Source organism: Frigoribacterium sp. PhB24 (genome assembly GCF_003755185.1).
Classification (GTDB): domain Bacteria; phylum Actinomycetota; class Actinomycetes; order Actinomycetales; family Microbacteriaceae; genus Frigoribacterium.
In genome coordinates, this window is record NZ_RKIC01000011.1 from 82,839 (window position 1) to 108,270 (window position 25,432).

Annotated in this window: 24 protein-coding genes and 1 tRNA gene; 13 read left to right on the forward strand and 12 right to left on the reverse strand. The window is 71.0% G+C overall.

The genetic code is table 11. The annotated features are described in order from the left end of the window. The first annotated feature begins 132 nt into the window (after window positions 1-132). From EDF50_RS08125 to groL, 4 genes are all read left to right on the forward strand, one after another. On the forward strand, window positions 133-420 hold the full coding sequence (locus tag EDF50_RS08125) for a DUF3263 domain-containing protein (protein ID WP_199738680.1): 288 nt from the start codon (window positions 133-135) through the stop codon (window positions 418-420). A 17-nt stretch (window positions 421-437) separates the two neighbouring features. Next, the gene (locus EDF50_RS08130; RefSeq protein ID WP_123519074.1) at window positions 438-1,010 is read left to right on the forward strand and encodes a LytR C-terminal domain-containing protein; all 573 of its coding nucleotides are present in this window, start codon (window positions 438-440) and stop codon (window positions 1,008-1,010) included. Between the two features lie 264 nt (window positions 1,011-1,274). Then, complete coding sequence (locus EDF50_RS08135) at window positions 1,275-1,478, forward strand: cold-shock protein (protein WP_054146828.1); 204 nt, start codon at window positions 1,275-1,277, stop codon at window positions 1,476-1,478. A gap of 199 nt (window positions 1,479-1,677) precedes the next feature. After that, a complete protein-coding gene (groL, locus tag EDF50_RS08140; protein ID WP_043593524.1) occupies window positions 1,678-3,297 on the forward strand; it encodes a chaperonin GroEL in 1,620 nt (539 codons plus the stop codon). Between the two features lie 203 nt (window positions 3,298-3,500). Here the strand turns inward: groL and EDF50_RS08145 are convergent, their stop codons facing one another. The 6 genes from EDF50_RS08145 to EDF50_RS08170 form a co-directional block, all read right to left on the reverse strand. Continuing rightward, complete coding sequence (locus EDF50_RS08145) at window positions 3,501-5,261, reverse strand: cell wall metabolism sensor histidine kinase WalK (RefSeq protein WP_123519075.1); 1,761 nt, start codon at window positions 5,259-5,261, stop codon at window positions 3,501-3,503. Between the two features lie 108 nt (window positions 5,262-5,369). Then, complete coding sequence (locus tag EDF50_RS08150) at window positions 5,370-6,062, reverse strand: response regulator transcription factor (RefSeq protein ID WP_054146826.1); 693 nt, start codon at window positions 6,060-6,062, stop codon at window positions 5,370-5,372. 104 nt (window positions 6,063-6,166) lie between these two features. Next, window positions 6,167-6,730, reverse strand: a complete 564-nt coding sequence (locus EDF50_RS08155; RefSeq protein ID WP_123519076.1) for a hypothetical protein — start codon at window positions 6,728-6,730, stop codon at window positions 6,167-6,169. Further along, complete coding sequence (locus tag EDF50_RS08160; protein ID WP_123519077.1) at window positions 6,727-8,361, reverse strand: DNA repair helicase XPB; 1,635 nt, start codon at window positions 8,359-8,361, stop codon at window positions 6,727-6,729. Before EDF50_RS08160 ends, EDF50_RS08155 begins: the two co-directional genes overlap by 4 nt. A 99-nt stretch (window positions 8,362-8,460) precedes the next feature. After that, window positions 8,461-10,320: a helicase-associated domain-containing protein gene (locus tag EDF50_RS08165; protein WP_123519078.1), complete on the reverse strand. Its 1,860-nt coding sequence runs from the start codon at window positions 10,318-10,320 to the stop codon at window positions 8,461-8,463. A gap of 39 nt (window positions 10,321-10,359) precedes the next feature. Continuing rightward, window positions 10,360-10,638, reverse strand: coding sequence for a hypothetical protein (locus tag EDF50_RS08170; protein WP_123519079.1), 279 nt, complete (start codon window positions 10,636-10,638; stop codon window positions 10,360-10,362). 91 nt (window positions 10,639-10,729) lie between these two features. On the opposite strand from EDF50_RS08170, the gene EDF50_RS08175 reads away from it, so the two are divergent. Continuing rightward, complete coding sequence (locus tag EDF50_RS08175; protein WP_043593516.1) at window positions 10,730-11,107, forward strand: cold-shock protein; 378 nt, start codon at window positions 10,730-10,732, stop codon at window positions 11,105-11,107. Next, on the forward strand, window positions 11,100-11,732 hold the full coding sequence (locus tag EDF50_RS08180) for a DUF3027 domain-containing protein (RefSeq protein WP_123519080.1): 633 nt from the start codon (window positions 11,100-11,102) through the stop codon (window positions 11,730-11,732). Before EDF50_RS08175 ends, EDF50_RS08180 begins: the two co-directional genes overlap by 8 nt. Before the next feature lie 95 nt (window positions 11,733-11,827). Here the strand turns inward: EDF50_RS08180 and serC are convergent, their stop codons facing one another. Further along, window positions 11,828-12,940 (reverse strand): phosphoserine transaminase, encoded by a 1,113-nt coding sequence (gene serC / locus EDF50_RS08185; RefSeq protein WP_123519081.1) that lies wholly within the window; start codon window positions 12,938-12,940, stop codon window positions 11,828-11,830. 88 nt (window positions 12,941-13,028) lie between these two features. On the opposite strand from serC, the gene EDF50_RS08190 reads away from it, so the two are divergent. The 4 genes from EDF50_RS08190 to EDF50_RS08205 all read left to right on the forward strand — a co-directional run bounded on the left by EDF50_RS08190 (window position 13,029) and on the right by EDF50_RS08205 (window position 15,911). Next, window positions 13,029-13,721, forward strand: a complete 693-nt coding sequence (locus EDF50_RS08190; RefSeq protein WP_123519082.1) for a metal-dependent transcriptional regulator — start codon at window positions 13,029-13,031, stop codon at window positions 13,719-13,721. 317 nt (window positions 13,722-14,038) lie between these two features. Next, window positions 14,039-14,884, forward strand: coding sequence for a C40 family peptidase (locus EDF50_RS08195; RefSeq protein WP_148076790.1), 846 nt, complete (start codon window positions 14,039-14,041; stop codon window positions 14,882-14,884). A gap of 304 nt (window positions 14,885-15,188) precedes the next feature. Next, entirely contained in the window at window positions 15,189-15,683 is a 495-nt protein-coding gene (locus EDF50_RS08200) for an HNH endonuclease (protein ID WP_123519084.1), read from the forward strand. Window positions 15,684-15,839: 156 nt separating this feature from the next. Beyond that, window positions 15,840-15,911, forward strand: a tRNA-Arg gene (locus tag EDF50_RS08205). Between the two features lie 407 nt (window positions 15,912-16,318). On the opposite strand, the gene EDF50_RS16640 is transcribed toward EDF50_RS08205, so the two are convergent. Then, entirely contained in the window at window positions 16,319-16,495 is a 177-nt protein-coding gene (locus EDF50_RS16640) for a hypothetical protein (RefSeq protein ID WP_158612666.1), read from the reverse strand. 219 nt (window positions 16,496-16,714) lie between these two features. On the opposite strand from EDF50_RS16640, the gene EDF50_RS08210 reads away from it, so the two are divergent. Both EDF50_RS08210 and EDF50_RS08215 read left to right on the forward strand, forming a co-directional pair. Next, on the forward strand, window positions 16,715-18,181 hold the full coding sequence (locus tag EDF50_RS08210) for an Nramp family divalent metal transporter (RefSeq protein WP_199738682.1): 1,467 nt from the start codon (window positions 16,715-16,717) through the stop codon (window positions 18,179-18,181). After that, window positions 18,178-19,185 carry a phosphoglycerate dehydrogenase gene (locus EDF50_RS08215; RefSeq protein ID WP_199738684.1) on the forward strand — a complete coding sequence of 336 codons (1,008 nt, stop codon included), beginning with the start codon at window positions 18,178-18,180 and terminating at the stop codon, window positions 19,183-19,185. Before EDF50_RS08210 ends, EDF50_RS08215 begins: the two co-directional genes overlap by 4 nt. A gap of 40 nt (window positions 19,186-19,225) precedes the next feature. Here EDF50_RS08215 and EDF50_RS08220 read toward each other — a convergent pair whose 3' ends face one another. After that, window positions 19,226-19,588 carry a VOC family protein gene (locus EDF50_RS08220; protein ID WP_123519085.1) on the reverse strand — a complete coding sequence of 121 codons (363 nt, stop codon included), beginning with the start codon at window positions 19,586-19,588 and terminating at the stop codon, window positions 19,226-19,228. Between the two features lie 72 nt (window positions 19,589-19,660). Between EDF50_RS08220 and EDF50_RS08225 the strand changes: the two genes are divergently transcribed. Continuing rightward, on the forward strand, window positions 19,661-20,122 hold the full coding sequence (locus tag EDF50_RS08225) for a MarR family winged helix-turn-helix transcriptional regulator (RefSeq protein WP_123519086.1): 462 nt from the start codon (window positions 19,661-19,663) through the stop codon (window positions 20,120-20,122). 33 nt (window positions 20,123-20,155) lie between these two features. Here EDF50_RS08225 and EDF50_RS08230 read toward each other — a convergent pair whose 3' ends face one another. From EDF50_RS08230 to EDF50_RS08240, 3 genes are all read right to left on the reverse strand, one after another. Next, complete coding sequence (locus EDF50_RS08230) at window positions 20,156-21,502, reverse strand: APC family permease (protein WP_123519087.1); 1,347 nt, start codon at window positions 21,500-21,502, stop codon at window positions 20,156-20,158. Window positions 21,503-21,832: 330 nt separating this feature from the next. Further along, window positions 21,833-24,163 carry a 5-methyltetrahydropteroyltriglutamate--homocysteine S-methyltransferase gene (gene metE, locus EDF50_RS08235; RefSeq protein ID WP_123519088.1) on the reverse strand — a complete coding sequence of 777 codons (2,331 nt, stop codon included), beginning with the start codon at window positions 24,161-24,163 and terminating at the stop codon, window positions 21,833-21,835. Window positions 24,164-24,239: 76 nt separating this feature from the next. After that, entirely contained in the window at window positions 24,240-25,226 is a 987-nt protein-coding gene (locus EDF50_RS08240; RefSeq protein ID WP_233570455.1) for a methylenetetrahydrofolate reductase, read from the reverse strand. Window positions 25,227-25,432 lie beyond the last annotated feature (206 nt).

Here is a 25,432-nt window from a genome sequence, read left to right on the forward strand (position 1 = left end):
ATGCGACCCGTGGCCCCTCTGGCCGCCGACGTCCCGGGCGGGCCGACGCGATGTCGGACCACGCCCGTGGCCTCCGCGATCGCCCGGAACCCCGCCCGTAGGATGACCCGGGACCAGGGGAGGGCCGCGACGATGGACGACAAGGCGACGAGCGACGACGTGCGCACGAGCGCGTTGTCCGAACGCGACCGTGCCGTGCTCGACTTCGAGCAGCGTGCCCCCGCCGCCCCGGGTGCCCGGGAGGCCGCCATCCGTCGCGAGTTCGGCCTCGGGGTCGTTCGTTATCAGCAGTTGCTCAACTCGCTCATAGACCGACCCGCTGCACTGGCGTACGCACCCATGCTCGTCGGCCGCCTCCAGCGCCTACGAGCCGCCCGCCGAGACGCCCGAGCGACCCGTTCGTTCGGTCCGACCCGCTGATCCACGAGAGACCACGCATGCCGAAATTCGACCGAGACCGGTTCGACGACGTTCCCGCCGACCTCGACCGCGTCGGGGCCCACCGGGCCGAGAAGCGCCCCGGCAGCGGCTGGATCGCCTTCGCCTGGGCGGCCCTCGCCGTCGGTGTGCTGGTCGGTGCCGGCGTCGTCTACCTCGGGGTCGCGAACAACAGCTTCCAGTTCGTCAACCCGTCGTCGTCCAGCACGGCCGCGGCCGAGGCCCCCGAGACCGAGACGACGGCCCCGGCTCCGACTCCGTCCGTCACGCCGCTGACCGACCCGTCGCAGATCGACCCCTCGGTCACGACCATCACCGTGCTGAACGGCACGGCCACGGCCGGGCTCGCCGGTTCGGCCTCCGACCGGCTCGAGGCCGTCGGCTGGGTCGTCGGGACCCAGGGCAACGCCAGTGAGCGCGTCGCGACGTCGACCGTCTACTATTCGGCGGCCGACGACGAGGCCGCGGCGCTCGGCCTCGCGCAGCGACTCGGCATCACCGACGTCGAATCGAGCGACGCCTTCCCGGGTGCCGCGGTCACGATCGTCCTCGGGGCCGACTACAGCCTCTGACGGCCTCTCCGCGCCTCCTGTGTTACGCCCAGGTCTAATTACCGGTTAAATCCTCGTCTTCAGCGGGTGTTTCTCGGACGAGGTGTCGTTCCGGGCTTTCGCCGTGGCTACGATCTGGAATTGGTCGCCCCTCACGGCTCGCCGACCTGGTGTTCTGCACGAGTGACGCTGCCCCGTCCGGGCGCGCAGGTCACTGCGTCGACGACCCGGCTCGGCACCACCGCACGCGCCGTACCACCACAGCGACACAAGGGGAGCGACACCATGGCAAACGGGACCGTGAAATGGTTCAACGCGGAGAAGGGCTACGGCTTCATCACCGTCGAGGGAGACGGCCAGGACGTCTTCGTGCACTACTCGGCCATCGACATGAGCGGGTACAAGGTCCTGGAAGAGGGCCAGGCCGTCGTGTTCGAGGTGGGCACGGGCGACAAGGGGCCGCAGGCGGAGTCCGTCCGACTCGCCTGACGCCCGTCGGTGCGCCTCCACGCGCCGACGCTCTCGCCGCACGCCGCCACGGTCCGCCGTGGCGGCGTGCTCGTGCGTCCGGGCCCCGTCACGTCACTTGCACTCTCATCGGGCGAGTGCCAGAATCGTTGCTGGCACTCGCGACACGTGAGTGCCAATGCTTCTGCTTCATGACGTCCGGGAGGGACGAAAAACACACATGGCTAAGATCATTGCTTTTGACGAAGAGGCCCGTCGTGGCCTCGAGCGTGGCCTGAACATCCTGGCCGACGCGGTGAAGGTCACGCTCGGCCCGCGTGGTCGCAACGTCGTGCTCGAGAAGAAGTGGGGCGCCCCCACCATCACGAACGACGGCGTCTCCATCGCCAAAGAGATCGAGCTCGACGACCCCTTCGAGAAGATCGGTGCCGAGCTCGTCAAAGAGGTCGCGAAGAAGACCGACGACGTCGCCGGTGACGGCACGACCACCGCGACGGTGCTGGCCCAGGCCCTCGTCCGCGAAGGTCTGCGCAACGTCGCGGCCGGTGCCGACCCCATCTCGCTGAAGCGCGGCATCGAGAAGGCCGCTCAGGCCGTCTCCGACCAGCTGCTCGCCGACGCGAAGGACATCGAGACCAAAGAGCAGATCGCTGCCACGGCCTCGATCTCGGCTGCCGACCCCACCATCGGTGCGCTCATCGCCGAGGCGATCGACAAGGTCGGCAAAGAGGGCGTCGTCACCGTCGAAGAGAGCAACACCTTCGGCACCGAGCTCGAGCTCACCGAGGGCATGCGCTTCGACAAGGGTTACCTGTCGCAGTACTTCGTCACCGACCCCGAGCGTCAAGAGGCCGTCTTCGAAGACGCCTACGTGCTCATCGTCAACTCGAAGATCTCGAACATCAAAGACCTGCTGCCGATCGTCGACAAGGTCATCCAGTCGGGCAAGCAGCTGCTCATCATCGCCGAGGACGTCGACGGCGAGGCCCTGGCCACGCTCGTCGTGAACAAGATCCGTGGCATCTTCAAGTCGGTCGCCGTCAAGGCCCCCGGCTTCGGTGACCGTCGCAAGGCGCAGCTGCAGGACATCGCGATCCTCACCGGTGGTCAGGTCATCGCCGAAGAGGTCGGCCTCAAGCTCGAGAACGCCACGCTCGACCTGCTCGGTCGTGCCCGCAAGGTCATCATCACCAAGGACGAGACGACCATCGTCGAGGGTGCCGGCGACGACGAGCAGATCGCCGGCCGCGTCCGTCAGATCCGCAGCGAGATCGAGGCGACCGACAGCGACTACGACCGCGAGAAGCTCCAGGAGCGCCTCGCGAAGCTCGCCGGTGGCGTCGCCGTCATCAAGGCGGGTGCCGCGACCGAGGTCGAGCTGAAAGAGCGCAAGCACCGCATCGAGGACGCCGTCCGCAACGCGAAGGCAGCCGTCGAAGAGGGCATCGTCGCCGGTGGTGGCGTCGCCCTCATCCAGGCCGGCAAGACCGCTCTGGCGAACCTGCAGCTCGAGGGCGACGAGGCGACGGGTGCGAACATCGTCCGCGTCGCGATCGACGCTCCGCTGAAGCAGATCGCCTTCAACGCCGGCATGGAGCCCGGCGTCGTGGCCGACAAGGTCCGCGGGCTCGACATCGGCTGGGGCCTCAACGCCGCGACCGGCGAGTACGTCGACATGCTGGCCGCCGGCATCATCGACCCCGCCAAGGTCACGCGTTCGGCTCTGCAGAACGCCGCGTCGATCGCCGGTCTGTTCCTCACGACCGAGGCCGTCGTCGCCGACAAGCCCGAGAAGAACCCGGCCCCGGCCGGCGACCCCTCGGGTGGCATGGACTTCTAGTCCGCAGCGGCTCGGCTCACGCCGGGCACACGCTCAAGGGCGGTTCCCCTCCGGGGGAGCCGCCCTTCGGCGTCGGCTCCTGACGACACCAGGAAATGGACACCGCACCACGAGAAAACGTGGTGCGGTGTCCATCTCCTGGCGTTGCGGGACGGTAACGCGCGGCGCCGGGCGCCGGGCGCCGGGCGCCGGGGCCGGTCGGGCTAGGCGGTGGCGGCGGGTTCGACCGGAGTGGCCGCGTCGGCCGGCATCAGGGGGAGGGCGACCCGGAAGGTCGCACCACCGCCGGGGGTGTCGTCGACGTCGACCGAGCCACCGTGAGCCGCCACGATGCCTGACACGATGGCCAGGCCCAGCCCGCTGCCGCCCGTGTCGCGGGTGCGCGACGAGTCGGCACGCCAGAAGCGCTGGAAGATCTTCTCGCGGATCTGCGGCGGGATGCCTTCGCCGTGATCGACGATGGCGACCGTGGCGACGCCGCGCCCGGGGTCGGACTGCACCACGAGCTCGATCGGGCTGTCGTGCTCGGTGAACCGCATGGCGTTGCCCATCAGGTTGGTGATGACCTGACGGATCTTGTTCTCTTCGCCGTGCACGATGGCCGGGGCCTCGAACCGCTGCACCTCGTCCTGCAGCTGCGCGGCGGTGGCCGTGTCGCCGTTGCGCACGGCCCGGGCCCGCAGACTGCGGAGGCGCGCGAGGGTCGCGCCCGCGAACGAGATCGGCCCCGTCGCCCCGGGCACGGCACCCCCGAGTGGCGTGCCCGGCACGGGGGGTGTGGTCGCGGCCGGGGGAGCGGTCGGGGGGAGGCGACCGTCGGTGGCCGCCTCGTCACCCTCGACCGGCGCGTCGAACGTCGGGGCGACCGGTTCGAGGACGATCACGTCGATGTCACGGTCGGGGTTCGACGCCATCGTGTCGAGTGCGGAGTCGCGGGCGAGCTGGACGAGGTCCACGGGACCGAGCTCGAGGGGCTTGGACTCGTCGAGGCGGGCCAGCGCGAGCAGGTCCTGGACCAGCACGCCCATGCGGATGGCCTCCTTCTCGATGCGGTCCATCGCCTGGGCGACGTCCTCGGGCTTGGTCAGGGCGCCCATGCGGTACAGCTCGGCGTAACCGCGCAACGACACGAGCGGGGTGCGCAGTTCGTGACTGGCGTCGCCGACGAAGCGCCGCATCTGGTCGATGGTCTTGGCGCGGTCGTCGAACGCGCTGTCGATCCGATTGAGCATCGTGTTGAGCGACCGGTTGAGCCGCCCGACCTCGGTGTTCGGCGTCGTCGAGTCGAGTCGCTGGGTGAAGTCGCCGTCGGCGAATCGAGCCGCGGTGGCCTCGACGTCGCGCAGGGGCGCGAAGGTCGAGGTGACCAGCAGACGGGTGAGCGCGGCCCCGAGCACGACGACCGAGAGACCGAAGCCCAGGAAGATGCCGCCGAAGCGCCCGATGGTCGCGTTCGTCCCCGCCAGGTTGGTGCCGGCCACGATGACGGCCGGGACGGTCGTCACGCTGCCCTGGGCGTCCGTCGAACGCAGGTTGGCCGCGTGGGCGAAGAGTCGCCATTCGTTGTCGCGGGACGCGTTGTACCGGTTGAACGCCTCGTCGAGGGGAGCGCCGGCGATGCCGACGCCCGAGAGGTCGGGGGCGTCGGTGGCGCTCGACAACTGGGAGCGGGTATCGCAGATGAGATCGCCCTCGTCGTCGAGGATCGCCACGTAGCTGCTGGTCAGGCCGGCGAAGTTGACGGTGCACGATCGCGAGTCGGCCTGGTCGAAGGACGCGCTGGTGAAGTTCGTCGCCGAGTTCCGCAGCGACGTGTCGACCTGCCCCATGAGGTACGTACTGAGGACCGTCATCGTGCCGAGACCGGCGACGACGAGGCCGAGGGTGACCAGGGTCACCGTGATACCGGTGATCTTGGTGCGGATGGAGATCTCGTTCCACCACTGCGAGAGGCGAGCGTGCATGAGGTCAGACGTTATCGGAGCCGGCTGGGCGCGCCCCGCCGGTCGCAGGGCGCATGACGACGCCCGACCGTGCGGAACGGTCGGGCGTCGTCGTGCGGTGACGTGGGATCAGGCCTTGGAGGCCTTGAGCATGTAGCCGAACCCGCGTTTGGTCTGGATGATCGGCTCGGTCGAGAACTGGTCGAGCTTGCGACGCAGGTACGAGATGTAGCTCTCGACGATGCCGGCGTCGCCGTTGAAGTCGTACTCCCAGACGTGGTCGAGGATCTGCGCCTTCGACAGCACCCGGTTCGGGTTGAGCATGAGGTAGCGCAAGAGCTTGAATTCGGTGGGGCTGAGCTCGATGGCGGTCTCGCCGATCGTGACCTCGTGGGTGTCCTGGTCCATCGTGAGCTCGCCCGCGCGGATGATCGCGTCTTCGTCCTCGTTCATCGTGCGACGCAGGATCGCCTTGATGCGCGCGACGATCTCGTCGAGGCTGAACGGCTTGGTGACGTAGTCGTCGCCGCCGACGGTGAGGCCCGTGATCTTGTCCTCGGTGTCGTCCTTGGCCGTCAGGAAGAGGATCGGAGAGGTGTAGCCCGACGAGCGAAGTCGTTTGGTGACGCCGAAGCCGTTCATGTCGGGCAGCATCACGTCGAGGATGATCAGGTCGGGTTCTTCTTCGAGGACGGCCGAGATCGCCTGTGCACCGTTGCCGACCGCACGGACGGCGAAGCCCGCGAAACGCAGGCTGGTGGTCAACAGGTCGCGGATGTTCGGTTCGTCGTCGACGATCAGGATCTTGGGGCCGTCACTCATGCGCCCAAGTATCTGCGCGCCTCCTCGGCGTTTCCTGTGAGCGAGAGGCGAGCCCCCCGCACGTCGACGGAGCGTCAGCCCTCAGGACGCCGGACGGTCCGCCGTCAGGCCGTCGGGTCGGACCACTCCACGTTCGGCACGAGCGCGATGCGCGTGGTGAGCTCGAGCAACTCGTCGGGCACGGCCAGGGTGAAGTCCACGCCCTCGCGTCGCTCGAGCACCGCGGTGTAGCCGGAGGCGCGGGTGATCTGCCAGCCGGGGAACTCCTCGACCGAGGCCGCGACGACCTGGGCCTCGGAGGCGTCGTCGGTGGCACCGATCGCGGTGAGGCCGGCGAACAGGTGGTCCTTGACGGGCGACCCGGCGAGCAGGTCGCTGCGTTCGATGACCTCGGGGTCGGGGCTCCACGTCACGATGCTCAGGGTCGCACCCGCGTGCAGGCCTCCCTGCACCTCGTAGGTGCGTGCGACCGACACGACCACCGACGGGTCCCACTCGGCGAATCGCGCACTCTGGCCGCGGAACTCCATCGCGTCGTGGTCGAGCGAGGCCACGAGCGGCCCGAAGGTCGCGAACGGGGCCTGGTCCGCGGCGAACACCCGGCGGAGGCTGTCACGCCAGAGCTCGTCGTCGCCCAACGGCAGGTCGGCGCCCCGCTCGTCGCTCATGCGGCGACCACCGGCGAGTCGAGGATCGTGTAGCTGTAGCCCTGCTCGGCCAGGAAGCGCTGGCGGTTCTGGGCGAAGTCCTGGTCGACGGTGTCGCGGCTGACGAGCGTGTAGAACGAGGCCGGCAGGCCCGACTTCTTCGGTCGCAGCAGGCGGCCGAGGCGCTGCGCCTCTTCTTGACGCGACCCGTACGAACCGCTGACCTGGATCGCCACGGTCGCCTCGGGCAGGTCGACCGAGAAATTGGCCACCTTCGAGACGACGAGCACTTTGAGGTCGCCGTCGCGGAACCGCTGGTAGAGGCGTTCCCGTTCGTCGACGGGCGTGCTGCCGGTGAGGGTCGGGGCGTCGAGCACGGCGGCGAGCTCGTCCAGCTGGTCGAGGTACTGGCCGATGACGAGGATCTGCTCGCCGTCGTGTCGGGCCACGAGGTGCTTGACCACGTCGAGCTTGGCCGGGGCCGTCGCGGCCATGCGGTAGCGCTCGTCGTCGGGGGACGCCGCGTACTCGAGCCGCGCCTCCTGGGGCAGGTCGACCCGCACCTCGTAGCACGAGGCCGGCGAGATGAAGCCCTGGGCCTCGATCTCTTTCCAGGGGGCGTCGAACCGCTTGGGGCCGATCAGGCTGAAGACGTCGCTCTCGCGGCCGTCCTCGCGCACGAGCGTCGCGGTGAGGCCGAGGCGGCGACGGGCCTGCAACTCGGCGGTCAGCTTGAAGACCGGCGCCGGCAGCAGGTGCACCTCGTCGTAGACCACGAGACCCCAGTCGAGCGCGTCCAGCAGCGAGAGGTGGGTGTACTTGCCCCCGCGGCGGGCCGTGAGGATCTGGTAGGTCGCGATGGTCACCGGCTTGACCTCTTTCACCGAGCCCGAGTACTCGCCGATCTCGTCCTCGGTGAGCGAGGTGCGCCTGAGCAGCTCGTCGCGCCACTGACGCGCCGAGACCGTGTTCGTGACGAGGATGAGCGTGGTGGTGCCGGCGGCCGCCATGGCCCCGGCGCCGACCAGCGTCTTGCCGGCACCGCAGGGCAGCACGACGACGCCGGAGCCGCCCTCGAAGAAGTTGTCGATCGCCTTCTGCTGGTAGTCACGCAGGTGCCAGTCGCTCTCGTCGAGGTCGATGGCGTGAGGGGTGCCGGGCGTGTAACCGGCGTGGTCCTCGGCGGGCCAGCCGAGCTTGACGAGCTGCTGCTTCACCTCGCCGCGCGCCCAGGGCAGGAGCTCCCACAGATCGTCCGCCCGCTTGACGCCGAGCAGCTCACCGACCTTCTTGGCACGGGTCACCTCGCTCAGCACCGAGCTGTCGGTGCCGCGGAGCAGCAACTGGTCGCCGTCGCGCTCGATGACGATGCGACCGTAGCGCGCGACCGTCTCGGCGATGTCGACGCTGACGCTCTGCGGCACCGGGAACTTGCTGTACTTCTCGAGGGTGCCGAGCATGTCGTCGGCGGTGTGCCCGGCCGCCCGTGCGTTCCACAACCCGAGCCGGGTGATGCGGTAGGTGTGCACGTGCTCGGGGGCGCGCTCGAGCTCGGCGAAGACGCTGAGGTCGTGTCGCGCGTCCTCCGCCTGCTCGTGGGCGACCTCGAGCAGGACGGTGCGATCGCTCTGCACGATCAGGGGTCCGGTCATGAGGGACGAGTCTAGGCGCGCCTCCTGCCGCCTCTCACAGCCGGGTGGGGGCCGCCTCCGGACGAGGAGGCGCGGGTCGGCCGACGAGGGCCGCGCGCCTCAGTCGCGACTCGCGACCGCCACCACGTTCTTCAACGGCAAGGTGCGTTCGACGTCCGACTTCTTGTCGCGTCCGCGGACGCGTCCCCCGCCGATGCCCGTCGGCTCCATGTCGAGCGTGGTCGTGCTGCCGTCGGGCATCGCGACGGTCACCGTGACCGTCAACCGGCCCTTCACGGCGGCGTCCAGCTGGCGGGCGATCCAGGCGCGGTCGGTCGACTCGTCACCGGAACCCTCGTCGCTGTGCAGCCGCCGGACCAGTTCGCGCAACGGGTCGCGCGTCTCGACCGGGGCCGGACGCCGCGGTCGGCGGCGGGACGGCGGGACGACCTCGGCACCGTCGGCGTCGACGACGACGACGGGATACCGCTCGTCGTTCAGCGACCAGAAGACGGTGTCGCGTTCGAATCGACTCGCGACGGTCGTCGCATCGATCCGGGTCAGGGCGAGTGGCGAGAGCGACTGGTCGACCTCGAGGGTGTCGAGGCTCGCGCGGTCGTCGGCGACGACGATCGACAGGGCGTCGCCCGGCGCACCGGCCGGGGCGCTGCCCGGCGTCACGGCGCTCACGCGGTAGCGGCCGTGCCGCTCGGCGCTCTGCTGGATCAGGTAGTCGAGCGGCTGGGGGATGCCCGTCGACGAGATGCCCCCGAGGAACTCGCGCAGCGTCTCGGCCGATTCGCCCTCGCTGAGGGCGCGTTGCAGCCCGCCCTCGGTGATGCGGTAGGTGGCCGCCAGGCCGGCGCTCTCGACCACCGCGATGACGCGGAGCCGGGCGTCGATGGCCGGCGACAGGGGCCCGGGCGACACGACGCTGAGGTCGTGCTGCAGGTAGACCTGCTCGACGGCGTCCGGCAGCAGGGCGGCGACGCGGGTGCGGGCGGCCGCGGGCCCCTCGCGGAACAGGGCCACGGCGGCCGAGGTGGGTGTGTCGTCCGAGGTCAGGCCCAGCACCTCGGCACTGCGCGAGAACGCGGAGATGCGATCGGTGATCCAGCTGCCCCCTGCCGGGTACGACCACTCGGAGAACTCGCGCAGCGGCAGCCCCCACGACGTGTCGACGCGTTGCTCGAGCACCGTGAGGATCTCGGCCGGCAGCGAGCTCAGCCAGGCCCGTGTCAGCGTCTGCCACCGGTCGGGCCAGGAGGCGCGGAGCCAGTCGGTCGCGTCGGCGGCCACGACCCAGCCGTCGGGGCTCGGGGCTGCCAGCCCGGCCCGCACGGCGATGGCGAGCACCGTGGCCACGTCGTCGACGTCGATGCGGGCGGCCTCGGCGAGCCGCCTCGTCTCGGGCAGCGCCAGGCCGCCCTTCGCGAGCTCGCGCGCCGGCGACTGCTCGAGGGCCCGGAGGATCTCGGCCACCTCGATGACCACGGCGTACAGCCGTTCGGCCGATCGGGCGTCGGCGTCGTCGCGGGCCTGGTCGAGGACGGTCTCGAGCACCACCGGCGGTCGCTCGGAGGTCAGCACCTCGAGGGTCAGGGCGGGGTCGTCGTCGAGGCGCTCGCCCACGGCGTCGAGGGTCGCGACGGAGTCGCCGCGACGCACGACGAGGAACGCCTCGTCGACGCGGTCGAGCGCGGCCGCCACCGTCTCGCGGTCGACCTCGAAGGCGGCCTCGATGCGCTCGTGCACGGCGTCGACGTCGCCCGGCACCCGGACGACCTGCAGGACGATCAGCGCGACGCGATCGAGGTGGGCGAGGGCGTCGCGCACGCTGGCCGGCTCGAGCAGGACGTCCGCGAGGTCGAACGCGTCGTGGACGCTCGACGCCCGGACCTGCCGCCGCGCGAGGCGCCGCAGGAGGTCGTCGTCGCCGACGGAGCGCAGGACGCCCGCGAGGTCGAGTGCACTAGCCATGGTGGGGGCCTCCAGCCGTCGTGCAGCCCGGGTCTGCGGTTACCGTCTGGTGCCCCGTGAGTCGCGGCTGCGACGCACGGCGCTCGCCACCACGAATGCGAGGAGCATCGCGAAGGCGATCGGGAGCCCGATGAGGGGCAGGATCGTGAGAGCGGGCCAGACGCCCGCGGTGAAGTCGGTGACACCCGTCGCCGTGCCGACGAGCCTCGTGAAGAACGCGAGGACCGAGACGACGACGATGGCGAGGATCATGAAGAGGAGGACGCGCTCTGTACGATTGACGGCAGAGGGCGCACTCGGTTCGATCTTCTTGGCCACGGGTCAACGATAGTGCGGTGCGGCCCTACCCGGCGATCTAAGCTGGGGCGACCCACCCCCAGGGTCACCCGTCTTCACGAGAGGTCCAGTCATGCCCACCGGCAAGGTCAAGTTCTACGACGACGAGAAGGGCTTCGGCTTCATCAGCAGCGATGACGGCCAAGAGGTCTTCCTCCACGCGTCGGCCCTGCCCGCCGGCACCGTGGGTGTCAAGGCGGGAACCCGCCTCGAGTACGGCATCGCCGACGGCAAGCGCGGCGCGCAGGCCCTGTCGGTCCGCGTGCTCGAGGCCGCTCCGAGCCTGGCGAAGATGAACCGTCGCTCCGCCGACGACATGGCCGTCATCGTCGAAGACCTGGTCAAGGTGCTCGACAAGGCCGGTGGCGACCTGCGTCACGGCCGCTACCCGCAGAACGGCGCCCGCATCGCGGTCCTGCTCCGCACCGTCGCGGACTCGTTCGATGCCTGAGGCCGCCACGCGCACGCCCTGGTCCGAACTCGCCCGCCGCGCCCTCACCGAGATCACGCCGGACGAGACCATCGGTGCCGAGGTCGAGCCGGTCGACGACGAGGCCGGCGTCACCTCGGTGCGCTTCGCCACGCTGCTGCCCGGCTACCCGGGCTGGCACTGGACGGTCAGCGTCGCCCACCTCGACGGTGAAGAGCCCTCGGTGCTCGAGGCCGAGCTGATGCCCGGCGACGGTGCCCTGCTGGCCCCGGACTGGGTGCCGTGGGCCGATCGCCTCGCCGAGATGAAGGCCCAGGAGGCGCACGACGGCGACGAGGACGGCGACGAGTCCGAGGACGACGAGTCCGACGACGACGACTCCTACGACGACGATTCCGACGACGAGGACGAGGACGAGTCGGACGACTCCGACGGCGTGCACGGTTCGATCGTGCACGGCGGCGACGTGGACGGCGTCGACATCGACGACCTCGTCGACGACACGGACGGTGACGACGACGACTCCGATCAGGCGGACGCACCCGTCGTCCCCGGCGCGCACCCCGAGGCCGACCTCGACGACGACTCGCACGACGACGACTGGGACGGCGAGGACGAAGACCCCCTGAGCAGGCGACGGAAGTAGTCGACGGAGCTCGACCCGCGCCTCCTGCGTCCGGGTCGGGCACGACGAAGGCCCCGACACGATCGTGTCGGGGCCTTCGTCGTGCGCGCGATCGATCAGAGGGCGTCGACGACGTACTCGATCGAACGGATCAACTGGCGCACGTCGTCGGGCTCGATGGCCGTGAACGTCGCGACGCGCAGCTGGTTGCGGCCGAGCTTGCGGTATGGCTCGGTGTCGACGATGCCGTTGGCACGAAGCGTCTTCGCGATGGCGGACGCGTCGATCGACTCGGCGAAGTCGATGGTCGCGACGACCTGCGAACGGTGCGACGGGTCGACGACGAACGGGGTGGCGTAGTCGGAGGCGGTGGCCCAGTCGTACAGCGCGGACGACGACTCGCGCGTGCGGGCGTCGGCCCAGGCGAGGCCGCCGGCGTCGAGCATCCAGCGGGTCTGGTCCTCGAGCAGGAGCAGGGTGCTGAGGGCGGGGGTGTTGAGCGTCTGGTCGAGCCGCGAGTTGTCGACGGCGTTCTTGAGGCTGAGGAACTCGGGCACGTAGCGACCGCTCGCCGCGATGCGCTCGACGCGTTCGAGGGCGGCGGGCGAGAAGAGCGCGAACCACAGGCCGCCGTCGCTCGCGAAGTTCTTCTGCGGGGCGAAGTAGTAGACGTCGGCCTGCGAGGCGTCGAAGTCGACGCCGCCCGCGGCGCTCGTCGCGTCGACGACGGTCAGGGCGCCGGGGTCGCCGGCGACCCGCGTGACCGGGGCCATGACTCCCGTCGAGGTCTCGTTGTGCGGCCAGGCGTAGACGTCGACGCCCTCGAGCACCTCGACCTCGGCGAGCGACCCGCCCTCGGCGGTGATCACGTGCGGGGCCTCGAGCCACGGGGCCGCGTTGGCCTTGGCGAATTTGGAGCCGAACTCGCCGAACGAGAGGTTCTCGGCGCGCTTCTCGACCAGGCCGAACGCCGCAGCGTCCCAGAAGGCCGTCGAGCCGCCGTTGCCGAGCACGACCTCGTAGCCCTCTGGCAGCCGGAAGAGCTCGCCCAGTTCGGCGCGGACGCGGCCGACGAGGTCCTTCACGGGGGCCTGGCGGTGCGAGGTGCCGAGGATCGTCGCCCCGGCCGTGACGAGGTGCTCGAGCTGGGCGGCCCGCACCTTCGAGGGGCCGCAGCCGAAGCGGCCGTCGGTGGGCAAGAGGTCAGTGGGAATCCGGATGTCCGCCATGGGCTCGATCCTAGTGACGCGGCGCGGGGCCCAGCATGCAGCCGGTAGGCTGGCGGGGTAGTCCACGTGTTCCACCGGGAGGCCCCTGTTGACCGATCTCGTCGACACCACAGAGATGTACCTGCGCACGATCCTCGACCTCGAAGAAGAGAACATCGTGCCGTTGCGTGCGCGCATCTCCGAGCGTCTCGGCCACTCCGGTCCGACCGTGTCGCAGACCATCGCGCGCATGGAACGCGACGGTCTCGTCGTCGTGTCCGGCGACCGACACCTCGAGCTCACGCACGACGGGCGCACGAAGGCGACGCACGTCATGCGCAAACACCGCCTCGCCGAGCGCCTGCTGGCCGATGTCATCGGCCTGGACTGGGCCTACGTCCACGACGAGGCCTGCCGGTGGGAGCACGTGATGAGCGAGCAGGTCGAACGTCGCCTCCTCGACATGCTCGACCACCCGACCGAGTCCCCCTACGGCAACCCCATCCCCGGGCTCGACGAACTCGGCGACTCGCCGGCGGGGCGGTTCCTCGACGGCGTCGTCAACCTGGTGGCCGTGCTCGCCGAGAACCCCGACGGCGTCACGCGTCCCATCCGCCGCCTCGCCGAGCCGGTCCAGTTCGAGCCCGAGCTGCTGCAGCAGCTCCAGGGCGCGGGTGTGCTGCCCGGTGGCCTCGCGACCGTCCGCTCGGCGGGCTCGTACGTCTTCGTCAAGGTCGAGGGGTACGACGAAGGTCTCGAACTACCGACCGAGGTCGCACAGCACATCTACGTCGGGCTCTGACCGCACCGACGGGGCACGCTCGATTCTTGCGTGCGGGCGCCGCGCCTCCTGCGATCCGTGCCGGATCACGCAGTCCTTTACCGATTCGTTACAAATGTCCCCCGCGAGGATGATTTCACACGGGTCCCTGGGCTACAGTCGCTGAGTCCCCAGGCCGCTGAACCGGCCGCCGGACCCGTGGCAGGACGTCTCTCACGCCCGTCTCCTGCCGTGTGTCGTCGCGATACGAACGAACGGACGGGACAGCTTCCCTAGAGCTGTCGAGACGCAGGAGACCCATCCCCTTGACGCTTCCCGGCTCAGAGAACGACCCCGACGTGCGCCCGAACCGCACCGTCGCCACCCGGACCCCCGCCGATCTGCCGACCCGCTCGTCGCTGCGGCGCGCGCAAGCTGCTGCGGCTGCCGCACCCGCCCGCTCGGGCCGGCCCTCGGTCAAGCGCAGCGTGGTGTCGGTGACCGTCATGACCCTCACCGCCGGTCTCATCGGCACGATGGCCCTCCCGGCTTTCGCGTCCAACCCCGCCGCGGCGAACGGCCCGAGCGTGGGCGCCTCGTCGACGAGCGCCTCGACCGGTCACGCGCAGAGCGTCGCCGTCGGCGACGACGTCGCCCTCGCCGACGCCACCCGCGACGGCTACACGGCGACGTCGCAGGCGGACCTCAACGCGGCGGCCCTGGCCACCCAGCGCGAAGCCGAGCGTGCCGCCCTGGCCGCGAGCTACGCCAGCTACACGGGCCCGACGGCCGCCGACAACGTCGCCGCCGCCGCGAGCTCGGCGAGTTCGACGACCGGCACCGTGGCGACGCCCGGTGCGTTCAGCCTCAGCGCCGTCTACAACACCGCACTGCAGTACGTCGGCACGCCCTACGTCTTCGGCGGAGCGACCCCGGCCGGCTTCGACTGCTCGGGCTTCGTGATGTACGTCTACTCGCAGTACGGCATCTCGCTGCCGCACTCGGTGACGCGTCAGGGCGCGATGGGCACGCCGATCTCGGCGGCCGAGGCGCAGCCCGGAGACGTCGTGATCTTCAACGACGGGTCGCACGACGGCTTCTACGCGGGCAACGGCATGATCCTCGACGCGCCCAAGCCCGGCGGGTCGGTTAGTGTGCGGCCGCTCTGGACCAGCGCGGTGCACTACGTGCGCTACGGGGCGTAGGCGACCCGCGCCTCCTGCGCCTGAACACCCTGTGAAGAGTCGTGTTGCCCCTAGGCAGCGCGGCTCTTCCGGGGTTAGCCTGGCGCTCTCGGAGTTCCGCTGAGACCAGGAGCGTCACATGAATCGTTCGACCGCCACCCGCACCATGGGTGCGCTGTCGCACGAGCACATACGACACCCCGCCATGTGACAGAGCACCGTCCCCGTGACGGTGCTTTTTTCGTATCGGTGGGCCCGTCGGTCCTGCGCAGCCCCGAGAGATCGAATCCCTGGAAGCCGTCCAGGGTGCTTCGAAAGGGAAAGCATGCGCACTCTCGTCCTGAACGCCGGTTACGAGCCCCTCGCCGTGGTGTCCGACCGGCGGGCCCTCGTCCTCGTCATGAGCCAGAAGGCGACCGTCGTCGCCGCCGATGCGGAACACCCCGTGCTCGGGGCGGTGATGTCCTGGGATCGCCCGTCCGTGATCGTGCTGACACGGTACGTGCGCATCCCGCACACACGGCAGATCCCCGTCTCGAGGCGCGGCGTCATGCGGCGCGACTCGCACCGCTGCGCGTATTGCGGGCGGTCGGCGACGACGATCGACCACGTGCAGCCGCGGTCGCGGGGCGGGGCGGACAGCTGGGAGAACCTCGTCGCGTGCTGCCTCAAGTGCAACAACCTCAAGAGCGACCGCACCCCGCACGAGATGGGCTGGGAGCTGCTCGTCACGCCCAAGCCGCCACACGGGGTCGGCTGGGTCGTGCGCGGCATGGAGCGGACGCAGGCGGACTGGGACGAGTACCTCGCCGCCGCGTGAGCGTGCGCGCCGTGCGCGCTGGCGGGCTGGCGGGCCGTTCGCACCGCATTTCGTGCACCGCACCGCGACTAGTCGGGGTGCGGTGCACGAAACGCGGTGCAGTGGTCCTGCGGGCCGGACGGCAGGAGGCGCGGGTTCGGTAGACTCGGACGGTCAGCCTCTGTAGCTCAATGGAAGAGCAGTTCCGTCCTAAGGAAAGGGTTGGGGGTTCGAGTCCCTCCAGGGGCACTTCTCGCTGGCGCTCGTCGCGCCCCGTCGGGCCTCGAACCCCGCGGCCCGACGTCGCTGGCGCGCCGTCCCCTCCAGGGGCACTTCTCGCTGGCAGGGGCACTTCTCGCTGGCGCTCGTCGCGCCCCGTCGGGCCTCGAACCCCGCGGCCCGACGTCGCTGGCGCGCCGTCCCCTCCAGGGGCACTTCTCGCTGGCGCTCGCCGCGCCCCGTCGGGCCTCGAACCCCGCGGCCCGACGTCGCTGGCGCGCCGTCCCCTCCAGGGGCACTTCTCGCTGGCGCTCGTCGCGCCCCGTCGGGCCTCGAACCCCGCGGCCCGACGTCGCTGGCGCGCCGTCCCCTCCAGGGGCACTTCTCGCCGGCGCTCGTCGCGCCCCGCGCCGGCCGGGCTCCCGAAGGAGAAGGCGCTAGGCCGGGACGCCCGGGAAGGTCAGGAGCGCGACGGCGAGGAGGGTCGCCACCGCTCCCAGCGCGATGATCACCACGCCCGGCACGGCGCTGCCGTCGTCCCGCCGGCGGACGATCAGGACGCCACCGACGATTCCGACGAGCCCGAGGACGAGGAGGGTGATCGAGAACGCCATGGAGGACCTTCCGGGTGGCGGCGGCAGGGTGGTCGAGCGGTGCGCGACAGGTGTCGCTGCTCGAGCCTAGGTGACACGCCGCGCGGTGTGACGATGCACGGCCGGGACGTGCCCTGCTCGTCCCACGACGACGCGATCGCGCAGATCACGCACGAGTATTTGCGCGTACCGCGCAGGGCATGACATGCTCGATCGATTCCGACTGTCAAGGGAGACACCGTGAACACGAGCCAGAACGGCCCGCCGACGACCGATGTGGCCCCGGCGGCCGCCGCCGATCCGACCACGCGACCCACACGGTCGAGCGAGGTACGTGACCCGTACGCCCTCCGGCCCGGCGACGCGGCCGCGGCACCGGGCACGTTCCTGCAGAGGTTCCGCTACCTCGGCCCGGGCCTGATCCTCTCGGCCGCCGTCGTGGGTTCGGGCGAGCTCATCACGACGACGGCGCTGGGTTCCAAGGCCGGCTTCGTCCTGCTCTGGCTCGTCATCGTCAGCACCGGCGTCAAGGTCTGGGTGCAGATGGAGCTCGCGCAATGGGCGATCCTGCACGGCAAGACCGCGTTGCAGGGCTTCAGCGAGGTGGGCCCCCGCACCGGCCGGGGCGGCTGGATCAACTTCTTGTGGATCTTGATGGACTTCGCCAAGGTGCTCCAACGCGGCGGCATCATCGGTGGTGCCGTGGCATGTCTGTCGATCATGGTGCCGGTGGCGGGCGAGCCGCTCAGCACCCCGTCGCTCTGGTTCTGGACGATCGTCGTGCTCGTGGCCGCGGTCACGCTGATGCTCTCCGGGCGGTACGGCATGGTCGAACGGGTCTCGCTGGTGTCGGTGGTGCTCTTCACGCTCATCACGGTGGCTCTCGCGGTCGGCTTGCCCCTCACCCCCTTCGGCTACGACGGTGGTGACCTCGCGACCGGCCTCACGTTCGCGCTCCCGGCCGGTGCGATCGGCTTCGCCATCGCCATGTTCGGCATCACCGGCGTCGGTGCCGACGAGATGACGACCTACACCTACTGGTGCCTCGAGAAGGGATACGCCCGCTGGACCGGGCCGGATGACGGCACCGAGGAGCGTGCTCGTCGTGCCGAGGGCTGGATCAAGGTCATGCGCCTCGACGTGCTCGTCTCGTGGGTGATCTGCACGCTCTGCACCCTGTCGTTCTACGTCATCGGCGCGGCCGTGCTGAACCCTCAGGGGCTGGTCCCCGAGGGCAACCAGATGATCGTGACCCTGTCGCGGATGTACTCCGACACGCTCGGCACGGCCGGCTACTGGGTGTTCCTGGTCGGAGCGTTCTTCGTGCTCTTCTCGACCCTCGTCGCCTCGACGGCGTCCGTGCCCCGGCTGTGGTCGAACACGCTCGCGATCCTGGGCTTCTACCGCTGGGAGGACGTCACGACGCGCCTCCGGATCATCCGGGTTCTCACCGTCGTCATGCCGATCATCTGGGCTGCGAGCTTCCTCGTGATCAAGTCGCCCGTGCTGATGGTCCAGATCGGCGGGGTGGCCGGGGGCGTGTTCCTGCTCGCGGTGGTGATCGCCGTCTGGAAGTTGCGACGCTCGGTGCCTCGTCGGTTCCGACGGTCGGCCTTCTGGACGATCGCCCTCACCTTCAGCAGCATCGCGGTCGCCGCGGTCGGCGTCTACACGGTGCTCACCGTCGTCGGCGTGGAGTTCTCGTGAGCGGGCTCGAGACCACGCGTCCCGAGCGGGCCGGGTCGACGGGGGCGCCCCGTGTGCTCGTGACGACGCCGAGCTTCGGACAGCAGTCGCCGAGACCGTGGGAGGCGCTGGTCGCCGCCGGTCTGGAGGCCTGCCTCCCCGAGGGCACGCACCCGCTCTCGGCCCCCGACCTCGCGGCAGAGCTGGCCCGGACCGGTGCCGAGGCGGTCGTCGTCGGGCTCGACGCCGTCGACGCGTCGGTCTTCGCCGCCGCACCGGCTCTGCGTGTCGTCGCCAAGCATGGCGTCGGCGTCGACAACATCGACCTGGACGCCGCACGCGCGGCCGGGGTCGTCGTGGTCAACGCCCCCGGCAGCAACTCGGGGGCGGTCGCCGACCTCGCCCTCGGGGCGATGCTCGCCCTCGCCCGGCAGCTGGTGCCCGCTCACGCCTCGATGATCGCCGGGCGGTGGGATCGCTTCCCCGGCGTGGAGTTGACGGGCCGGACGCTCGGCCTCGTCGGCTTCGGGCGCATCGGGCAGGCGGTCGCACGCCGCGCCTCCGGGTTCGACATGGACGTCGTGGCCTTCGACCCGTTCGTGCCGACCGAGGTGTCGGACGCCGCCGGGGTCCGCCGCGCCTCCCTCGAGGAGGTCGTCACGGGCTCGGACTTCGTCAGCCTGCACCTGCCCGGCACGCCCGGCGAGCCACCACTCGTCGACGCCCGTCTGATCGAGGCCATGCGCCCCGGCGCGTACTTCGTCAACGCGGCCCGTGGTGGGCTCGTGGACGAGGAGGCGCTGGTCGCCGCCCTGCGCGACGGCCGTCTCGCCGGTGCCGCGCTCGACGCCTTCGCCCACGAGCCGCCCGGGGCCGACGATCCGCTCGTCACCGCACCGAACGTGCTGCTCACCCCGCACATCGGCGCGTTCACGGACGTGGCCAACGCGGCCATGGGCGTCGCCGTGGCCGAGGACGTCGCCCGGGTGCTCCGCGGGCACCCCGCGCGCAACGTGGTCGCCTGAGGCGCCGCGCGGCGGCGAGGGGCCACGATCAACGCGCGGGTCAGGCGCGGTCGTGCAGGGTGACCTGGTAGCCGTCGGGGTCGACGAAGGTGAAGGTGCGGCCGAAGGGGCCGTCGACGGGTGCCGTGGCGATCTCGACGCCGGCGGCGAGCAACGCGTCGTGGATGGCCTGTGCGTCGGGGGCGAGCAGCCACAGGCCGACGCCACGACCGAGCGGGGCCGCGTCGAGGTCGACGCCGGGCAGCGCGCCGCGCACGGCGAAGGCGATCGGCTTCGTGGCGAAGACGACGGCGTGCGGCGGGCCGTCCTGCCGGGTGAGGCCGAGGTGCTCTTCGTAGAAGGCGGCCGAGCGCTCGACGTCGCGGACCTGGAGTGAGATGAAGTCGGGGCCGGTGGCGGTCATGGTGCGCCTGCTCTCGTGTCGGGATTGTTTGTCAGTTAGCTGACATCAGTCAACCTATGTCAGACTACTGACATGAGTCAAGTCGGATCGTCCATCGACCTCGAGACCTCGGTGGGCTACCTGCTCAAAGAGGCGTCGAGCGCCCTGCGCACCGCCATGGAGGCCGAGCTGCGCCCGCTCGGCATGACCATCACCCACTACTCGTGCCTCGAGCTGCTGGCGCAACGGCCCGGGCTGTCGAACTCCGAGCTCGCCCGCGGCGCGTTCGTCACCCGTCAGTCGATGAACGTGTTGCTGCAGGCGCTCGAGCGCGAAGGCCTCGTGCGACGGGCCGACCGGGCACCGACGGGGCGGGCCTTGCCGACCGAGTTGACGGCGGCGGGGCGACGACAGCTGGCCGTGGCGAGTGCCGCCGTCCGCGGGGTCGAGGACAGGATGACCGCAGACCTCACGGAGGCCACGCGGCGCCAGCTCGCCGAGGCGCTCGCCGGATTCGTGACGGCGCTCCGTCAGCCGGGGCACGGGCTCGACTGAGTCACCGGGCCTCGGTCGCCGGTCGTCAGGGCCTCATCGTCCCGCCGTGGCGCGGTTCCGCGCCCGGGCGACGAGATACAACACCGTGCCCGCCGCGAGCAAGGCGGCCCCGAACAACCAGACCTGTCCGCTCTGCTGCGTCATCAGCAGCAGGCACGAGGCCACTCCGGCCACCGGGACGGCGGTCCAGACCCGGAAGTGCGCGTGGTCGACGCGGTCTCGGCGCAGCACCAGCACGGCCACGTTCGTGCTGATGAACACGATCAGCAGCAAGAGGACCACCGTCTCGGCGAGGACGCTGATGTCGCCGACGGTGGTCAGCGCCATGGCGACGGCCGTGGTCACCGCGATCGCGGCCCAGGGCGTCCTGCGCCGGGGGAGGACCGCTCCGAGCGAACGCGGCAGCAGTCCTTGTTCCGCCATGCCGAAGGTCACGCGGCTCGCCATGATCATCGTCAGCAGGGCTCCGTTGGCGACGGCCACGAGCGCGATGAGGCTGAACACCCAGGTCGGCACGCCGATGCCGGTCGCGGCGACGACGGCCAGCAGGGGGCCGGTCGAGTCCGCGAGCTCGGCGGGTGGCAACGCCACGGCACTCGCGAGTCCGACGAGCACGTAGACCACGCCCGCCGTGGCCAACGCGCCGAACAGGGCGCGGGGGTAGACCCGACTGGGCTCGCGCACCTCCTCGGCGACGTTCGCACTCGTCTCGAAGCCGACGAACGAGTAGTACGCGATGATCGCGGCACCGAGCGTGGCCAGCGCCGGGTTCGCGTCGACGGGGAACTCGCCGACGCGCGACACGTCGCCGCCCCCGCGGCCGAGCATCACGGCGACGACGACGATCACGATCACCAGGCCGCTCACCTCGATCACGGTCATGACGACGTTTCCCTTCAGCGACTCGCTGATGCCCCGGGCGTTGAGCAGGCCGACGAGCGCCAGGAACGCTATGGCCGTCGGCACCGGCGGCAGGTCGACGAAGGTGCCGAGGTAGTCTCCGGCGAAGGCCAGCGACAGGCCCGCCGCACTCGTCACGCCCGCGGCGAGCATGCTGAACCCGACCAGGAACGAGACCAGGGGCTGACGGAACGCCCTCTCGGCGAAGATCGCCGCGCCTCCTGCCTTGGGGTACTTCGTGACGAGCTCGGCGTACGAGCCGGCTGTCAGCAGGGCGAGCAAGAGGGCCAGGACGAGCGGGGCCCACAGGGCGCCGCCGACCTCGGCCGAGAGCGTACCCATCAGGGCGTAGATGCCCGCCCCGAGAACGTCGCCGAGGATGAACAGGTAGAGCAGCGGGCCGGTGATCGCCTGCTTCAGCTTCGAGCCGTTCGCCTCCGGCGTGGACGGGTGGTCGTCGCGGTGGACGGACGTACTCATGATGCCTCCTGGCACGGGTGGAGGCACCCGCGGTCGCCCGGCGACTCAACCACCGTCACGTCCCGGCGGACCGGCCCTCGCCGAGGGGTTGACGGACGGTGGTTCGAGGGGGAGCGAGAGGGCGCCCGAGCGACACGGTGCCCGGCCCGGACGGCTACCGAACCTGCGTGAGACCCGGCCCCGGGGCCGTCGCGGGTCGCACCACCGATGTGGTGTCGAACCACCCACAAGCGTGGTTCGATGCCACGACGGTGGTGCGACCTCGGTCCGGGCCGGCACCCGGGCCCACCCGCACCCCCACCCGCACCCCCACCCCCACCCCCACCCGCATTACACGGCGGCGGGTGCGGGCACCGCGGCGACCCGCTCGCGCGCGGCACGCGTCGCGGCCACGAGGTTCTCGAGCGCCGCGACGGTCTCGGCGTAGCCGCGGGTCTTCAGGCCGCAGTCGGGGTTCACCCAGAGCTGCCGCGCCGGCAGCGCGTCGAGCGCCGTGGTGAGCAGCTCGGAGACCTCGTCGACGCTCGGCACCCGCGGCGAGTGGATGTCGTAGACGCCCGGTCCGACGCCGCGCGAGAAGCCGCCGTCGCGGACCTCGGCCACGACCTCCATGCGCGAGCGCGCGGCCTCGATCGAGGTGACGTCGGCGTCCAGCGCGTCGATCGCCTCGATGACGACGCCGAACTCCGAGTAACAGAGGTGCGTGTGGATCTGCGTCCGCGGAGCGACCCCGGCCGTCGCCAGCCGGAACGACCCCACCGACCAGTCGAGGTACGCCGCCTGGTCCGCCGTCTTCAGCGGCAGCAGTTCGCGCAACGCCGGCTCGTCGACCTGCACGATGGGGATGCCCGCCGCCTCGAGGTCGGCGATCTCGTCGCGCAGCGCCAACGCCACCTGGTCCGCCGTCTCGCCGAGCGGCTGGTCGTCGCGGACGAACGACCACGCGAGGATCGTCACCGGCCCGGTCAGCATGCCCTTCACCGGCTTGGTCGTCAGCGACCGCGTGAACGTCGACCACTCGACCGTGATCGGCGCCGGCCGCGACACGTCGCCCCAGAGGATCGACGGCCGCGTCGCCCGCGAGCCGTACGACTGCACCCAGCCGTGCCGGGTCACCGCGAAGCCGTCGAGGTTCTCGGCGAAGTACTGCACCATGTCGTTGCGCTCGGGCTCGCCGTGGACCAGCACGTCGAGGCCGATCTCCTCCTGCAGGGCCACCACGCGGCGGATCTCGCCCCGCAGGAAGTCGCGGTAGGCGGCGTCGTCGATATCGCCGCGAGCGTGCCGGGCCCGGGCGACGCGGATGTCGCCGGTCTGGGGGAACGACCCGATCGTCGTGGTCGGCAGGGCGGGCAGCGAGAGGGCGGCCTCCTGTTCGGTGACCCGCGCCTCCTCGTCCCCGCGGACGTAGTCCGCCGGCGTCAGGGCGGCGGCCCGGGCGCGCACGGCACCGTCGCGGACGCCGGGCGCCGCGAGTCGGTCGGCGAGAGCCGAGGAGGCGCGGGTCAGCTCGTCGAGGACGGCCTCGCGCCCCTGCTCCAGTCCACGCGCGAGCACGGCCACCTGCCCGACCTTCTGGTCGGCGAAGGCGAGCCAGCTGCGCAGCCGGGCGTCGAGCTGCTGCTCGACCTCGACGTCGTGCGGCACGTGGAAGAGGTCGGTCGAGGTGCCGGCCGAGACGGTCGGCGACACCGACCGCAGCGCCTCGAGCTTCTCGAGCCCGGCGGACAGGTCGCCGCGCCAGATGTTGTGCCCGTCGACGACTCCACCGACCAGCACCTTGTCGGTCGTGACGCCGGTCGGCACCGCGCCCTTGACGAGGTCGAGCGCGATGCCGTCGATCGGGGCCTCGAGCAACACGGGCAGGGTCTCGCCGAGGTCACCGTAGGGTGCCGCGACGAGGATCGCCAGGGGGCGGTCGGCACCGAGCGTCGCGTAGGCCGATGACGCCGCGGCCCGCATGGTCGCGGCGTCGACGTCGAGCGACTCGCTGACGAGGGCGGGCTCGTCGAGCTGCACCCAGTCGGCGCCGGCCTCGGCCAGGCGGGCGAGCAGCTCGCGGTAGACCGGCACGAGGTCGGCCAGGCGGTCGAGGGGTACGAAGCCCTGGGATGCGCCCTCCTCGGCCTTGGCGAGGGCGAGCAGCGTCACCGGGCCGACGACCACCGGGCGGGTGCGATACCCGGCCGCGCGCGCCTCCTCGACCTCGCGCACCAGGCGGTCGCCCGCCAGGCGGAAGGCCGTCGAGGGGCCGATCTCGGGCACCAGGTAGTGGTAGTTCGTGTCGAACCACTTGGTCATCTCGAGCGGGGCGCGCTCGGCGTCACCGCGGGCGAGCGCGAAGTAGCCGTCGAGGTCGAGCCGCCCGTCGGCGTCGACGAGGTCGGCGAACCGGGTGGGCACGGCGCCGACCGTCACGGCGGCGTCGAGCACCTGGTCGTAATACGAGAACGACTCGGGCACCGACGAGTCGTCCCGGCCGAGGCCCAGCTCGACCAGGCGGGCGCGCGTCGTGGCACGCAGCGACGCCGCGGTCGCCTCGAGCTCGTCGACCGTCGTGTCGCCGCGCCAGTGCGACTCGACGGCGCGCTTCAGCTCGCGGTTCGCACCGATGCGCGGGTAGCCCAGGACGGTGCCGGCGGGGAAGGAGGAAATGGTCATGTGGACGGTTCTCTCTGTGCGGGGTGGCGGGGGGTGCGGGACGGTGGATCGATCGGGGACAGGAGGCGCGGCGCGGTCAGGACGACGAAGGCGACGCCGTCTCGAGGACGGGCGTCGCCCGGAGGAGGGTGTCGACCGGAGTCGTCGGCGTCGACGGCACACAGTGGTCGAGCAGCCCGCAGCCGCGCAGCACGGCGAGCGGCGCCTCGTGACGGTTGAAGGTGTACAGGTGCAGTCCGGGGGCCCCGCCCGCGAGGAGGCGGCGACCGATGTGCACGGCGTGGTCGACGCCGACGACGGTCGGCTGGTCGGCCGTCTCGAGGCGACGCAGCAGGTCGGCGGGCAGCGTATCTCCGGTCAGCTCGACGATGCGGCGCAGCTGCCCCGCCCCGAGGATCGGCATCAGCCCCGGCAGGATGCGCATCGTCACGCCGGCCTCGCGTGCCCGGTCGACGAAGACGAGGTAGTCGTCGGCCTCGAAGAAGAGCTGCGTGATGGCGAGCGTGGCACCCGCGGCCTGCTTGGCGAGCAGCGTGTCGATGTCCTGCCGGGACGACCGCGATCGGGGGTGCCCGTTCGGGAACGCCGCGACCGCGACCGTCGTCTTGGGGCCGCTGCTGAGGCGCGAGGCGAACGGGTTGCCGGGCACGGCGTTCTCGACGAACGGCACGCGCTCGGCCTGCACCCGGTGGATCAGCTGCACGAGCTCGCCGGCGCTGCCGAGGTCGCCGAGGAAGGCGTCCGCCTCGGTCAGCCCCGCCGGCGGGTCGCCGCGCAGGGCGAGGAACGCCGTGACCCCCGCGTCGAGGAACTCGCGGATCAGCCGCGACGCCTCGGCGTACGACGAGCCCACGCAGGTCAGGTGCGCCATCGCCTGCACGTCGGTGTCGCGCAGTACCTCGGTCAGCACGGCGAGCGACTCGGACCGCGACGACCCCGACGCCCCGTAGGTCACCGAGATGAACTCCGGTCCGGTCGCGGCCAGCTGGCGCAGCGACGCGTGCAGGGCGTCGGCGTTCGCCGGGGTGCGGGGCGGGTACATCTCGAACGAGAAGGTCGGCACGTCTGCTCCTGTCCTGGATACGGTCGCGGATCGGGCCGTCGGCCGTCCGTCGTCGCCCGGGTGGCAGTGACACTACGAGCGGCCCGGCCACCGCGTCGAGGGCTGTGACGCCCCGTGTCGCCCGGTGACGCCGGGTGTCGACCCGCGCCTCCTGGTCGTCGGCGCGTTCCCGTCGTCGGCGGCGGGTCAGCGCGGACCCGCCGAGC